Below are 4,064 nucleotides of genomic sequence, written 5' to 3'. Positions count from 1 at the left end.
CTGCTGCCGTCGAAAAACCGGTCCTCGGTGGCCGCTGCCAGCTGCGCGGTGGTGAGCCGGTAGCGCCGGTGCAGGTTGACCACCGCACGGGCCAGGGTGGGATGAGCGCTGACCATCTCGGCGACTTCGGTCGGGTCTATGTCGATGTCCAGGTCGCGGTCCATCGTCACCTCGCGCAACTCGGCGACCAGCCGGGTGTCGTCCTGCGGGGCAAAAAACGTCGCGTCCACCCCGAACACCTCGCTGATCCGCAGCAATACCGCCACCGTCAGGGGGCGGACGTCGTGCTCGATCTGGTTGAGATAACTCGGCGAGATCTCCAGCGTCTGGGCCAGTGCGACCTGACTGAAACCCCGCTCGTTGCGCAGCTGGCGCACCCGGGAGCCGACGAACGTCTTGGACACTCGACACAGCGTACCCGGCGCTGTTAAGCCAGGCTTCGCAGAGTTGGCAGGTGCGCGATTGGTGTTTGTCGGAAGGCGTTGGCATGATTCGCTACGGGGATCCCAGGGCGATGGACGGGAGGGCGGCCGTGAGCCTGGACAAAAGAATGATGCCGGTGCCCGACGGCCACCCCGACGTGTTCGACCGCGAATGGCCACTGCGCATGGGCGACATCGACCGCACCGGCCGGCTGCGGCTGGACGCGGCCGCCCGCCACATCCAGGACATCGGCCAGGACCAGCTGCGTGAGATGGGCTTCGAGGAGACCCACCCGCTGTGGATCGTCCGGCGCACCATGGTCGACTTCATCGCTCCGATCGAATTCCACGACATGCTGCGGATGCGGCGCTGGTGTTCGGGCACCTCCAACCGGTGGTGTGAGATGCGGGTTCGCATCGACGGTCGCAAGGGTGGCCTGATCGAATCCGAGGCGTTCTGGATCCATGTGAACCGGGAAACCGAGATGCCGTCGCGCATGTCCGACGACTTCCTGGAGGGTCTGTCCCGGACCACTTCCGTCGATCGGCTGCGGTGGAAGGGCTATGTGAAGCCCGGCAGCCGGGACGACGCGACGGAAATCCACGAGTTCCCGGTCCGGTTCACCGACATCGACCTGTTCGACCATGTGAACAACTCGGTGTACTGGAGCGTGATCGAGGACTACCTGGGGTCCCATCCCGACCTGCTGGCGGCACCGCTGCGAGTGAACATCGAACACGAGGCCCCCGTCGCCCTCGGCGACAAGCTGGAGATCATCTCGCACGTCCACCCGGCCGGATCAACGGAGAAATTCGGTGCCGGGCTGGCCGACCGCACTGTTACAACGCTCACATACGCCGTCGGCGACGAGACGAAAGCCGTCGCGGCGCTCTTCTCGCTCTAATCGGACAAGCGTCCCGGTAAATCGCGGTTGACCTGCGGATTTTAGTTACTGACGGGTAGCTTCTGAAACGGTTCAGTAAATCGGGGCATTCGCAAGATTAGCAAAATGACCAGAAGTCATGGCCGAAATTTGCAAGTGAAATGGGTGGACCTGCAGGAATGGGTTATGCCATGGTCGTGTTAGCAGATCAGTGAAGTTGCCGCCCGAGGGCGGCTCATGTCGTTCAAAGAAGACCGTTAAGGAGCAGTCCCGATGACTAACGTGTCCAACGTTGGCACCCCGAAGAGCGCTGAGCAGATCCAGCACGACTGGGACACCAATCCGCGCTGGAAGGACGTCAGCCGCACCTACACGCCGGCCGACGTCGTCGCTCTGCAGGGCACCGTGGTCGAGGAGCACACCTTGGCCCGCCGCGGCGCGGAGGTGTTGTGGCACCAGTTGCACGACCTCGAGTTCGTCAACGCGCTCGGCGCCCTGACCGGCAACATGGCGGTCCAGCAGGTCCGCGCCGGCTTGAAGGCCATCTACCTGTCGGGTTGGCAGGTCGCCGGTGACGCGAACCTGTCCGGCCACACCTACCCCGACCAGAGCCTGTACCCGGCCAACTCGGTGCCGCAGGTGGTGCGTCGTATCAACAACGCACTGCTTCGCGCGGACGAGATCGCCAAGGTCGAGGGCGACCACTCGGTGGAGAACTGGTTGGCACCGATCGTCGCCGACGGCGAGGCCGGCTTCGGCGGCGCGCTCAATGTCTACGAGCTGCAGAAGGCCATGATCGCCGCCGGGGTCGCCGGTTCGCACTGGGAGGACCAGCTGGCGTCGGAGAAGAAGTGCGGCCACCTCGGTGGCAAGGTGCTGATCCCGACCCAGCAGCACATCCGCACCCTGACGTCTGCCCGCTTGGCCGCCGACGTCGCTGATGTTCCCACGGTCGTCATCGCCCGGACCGACGCCGAGGCCGCCACGCTGATCACCTCCGACGTCGACGAGCGCGACCGCCCGTTCATCACCGGCGAGCGCACCGCCGAGGGCTTCTACCGGGTGCAGAACGGCCTGGAGCCGTGCATCGCCCGCGCCAAGGCCTATGCGCCGTACTCCGACCTGATCTGGATGGAGACCGGCACGCCGGACCTGGACCTGGCCCGCAAGTTCGCCGAGGGTGTCAAGAGCGAGTTCCCCGACCAGATGCTGGCCTACAACTGCTCGCCTTCGTTCAACTGGCGCAAGCACCTCGATGATTCGACCATCGCGAGGTTCCAGAAGGAGCTGGGCGCGATGGGCTTCAAGTTCCAGTTCATCACGCTGGCCGGCTTCCACGCGCTGAACTACTCGATGTTCGACCTGGCCTACGGCTACGCCCGCAACCAGATGAGCGCCTACGTCGAGTTGCAGGAGCGGGAGTTCGCCGCCGAGGAGCGCGGCTACACCGCGACCAAGCACCAGCGCGAGGTCGGCGCCGGTTACTTCGACCGGATCGCCACCACGGTGGACCCGAAGTCGTCGACCACCGCTCTGACCGGCTCCACCGAAGAGGGTCAGTTCCACTGAGTTAGGTTGAGTTAGTCTGCCGAGCAGACGCAGAATCGCACTCTTGCAGCCCAATTGATGCGATTCTGCGTCTGCTCGCGCGTATGGGAGGAGTGGTTTCCGTGGCAATCGAACGGGTTGGGGTTGTCGGTGCGGGGCAGATGGGCTCCGGCATCACCGAGGTGTCGGTACGCGCCGGCGTCGACGTGACGGTGTTCGAGACCACCGAGGCGCTGATCACCGCGGGGCGAAACCGCATCGTCAAGTCGTTGGAGCGGGGTGTCAGCGCGGGCAAGGTGACCGAGCGCGAGCGCGACGGAGCACTGGACAGGCTGACCTTCACCACCGACCTGGCAGACCTGGCCGACCGCCAGCTGGTGATCGAGGCCGTGATCGAGGACGAGACGGTCAAGTCGCAGATCTTCGCCGAACTCGACCGGGTGGTCACCGATCCCGACGCGGTCCTGGCGTCCAACACGTCCAGCATCCCGATCATGAAGATCGCCGCGGCGACCAAGAACCCGCAGCGCGTGCTGGGCCTGCACTTCTTCAATCCCGTGCCGGTGTTGCCGCTGGTCGAGCTGGTCAGCACGCTGGTCACCGACGAGGCCGCCGCCGCTCGCACCGAAGAGTTTGCCAGCGTGGTGCTGGGCAAACAGGTAGTCCGCTGCGCCGACCGATGCGGCTTTGTGGTGAACGCGCTGCTGGTGCCCTACCTGCTTGCGGCGATCCGGATGGTCGAGGGTGGCTCCGCCTCCATCGAAGACGTCGACAAGGCCATCGTTGCCGGACTGTCGCACCCGATGGGCCCGCTGCGACTTTCCGACCTGATCGGCCTGGACACCCTCAAGCTGATTGCCGACTCGATGTTCGAGGAATTCAAGGAGCCGCTCTACGCTCCGCCGTCGCTGCTGCTGCGGATGGCCGAGGCGGGCCTGCTGGGCAAGAAATCCGGCCGGGGTTTCTATACGTACTAGGGTCGCGTTTTGGCGATTCGATTGCATTTAACTTCTTGACCATTCACCAAGGCCGCCTAATTTCCGGTGGAGATGGCGCAGGGCGGTAATCCGTCTGCTATATCTGACCCATGAAGCTAAGGCGCAGGATAGCCCCGGCCGCCATGCTCGTCGGCTTAGCTGTCGGCACAGCTAGTACAGCTTGGGCCGCACCAACGATGAGCGGGCACTATGTCTGGACTACGACAACCCCG

Annotated in this window: 4 protein-coding genes; 3 read left to right on the top strand and 1 reads right to left on the bottom strand. The window is 64.4% G+C overall.

The features are described 5' to 3' along the window. Positions 1–404: helix-turn-helix transcriptional regulator (locus VML93_RS18955; RefSeq protein ID WP_325613026.1), on the bottom strand; the 404-nt coding region annotated here is incomplete at its 3' end. Between the two features lie 128 nt (positions 405–532). On the opposite strand from VML93_RS18955, the gene VML93_RS18950 reads away from it, so the two are divergent. From VML93_RS18950 to VML93_RS18940, 3 genes are all read left to right on the top strand, one after another. Further along, complete coding sequence (locus VML93_RS18950) at positions 533–1,327, top strand: acyl-[acyl-carrier-protein] thioesterase (protein WP_325613029.1); 795 nt, start codon at positions 533–535, stop codon at positions 1,325–1,327. A 261-nt stretch (positions 1,328–1,588) separates the two neighbouring features. Continuing rightward, positions 1,589–2,875, top strand: coding sequence for an isocitrate lyase (gene aceA, locus VML93_RS18945; protein ID WP_325613027.1), 1,287 nt, complete (start codon positions 1,589–1,591; stop codon positions 2,873–2,875). An 83-nt stretch (positions 2,876–2,958) separates the two neighbouring features. Beyond that, on the top strand, positions 2,959–3,831 hold the full coding sequence (locus VML93_RS18940) for a 3-hydroxybutyryl-CoA dehydrogenase (protein ID WP_325613024.1): 873 nt from the start codon (positions 2,959–2,961) through the stop codon (positions 3,829–3,831). Positions 3,832–4,064 lie beyond the last annotated feature (233 nt).

Origin of the sequence: Mycobacterium sp. (assembly GCF_035499775.1) — a bacterium.
Taxonomy (GTDB): Bacteria; Actinomycetota; Actinomycetes; order Mycobacteriales; family Mycobacteriaceae; genus Mycobacterium.
Note: the sequence above shows the minus strand (reverse complement) of the source record. Positions and strands in the feature narration are given on the sequence as shown.

Bases quoted from the DNA above. Each gene is read 5' to 3' on its own strand.
- VML93_RS18940 (WP_325613024.1), top strand. From the start codon at position 2,959: ATGGGAGGAGTGGTTTCCGTGGCAATCGAACGGGTTGGGGTTGTCGGT.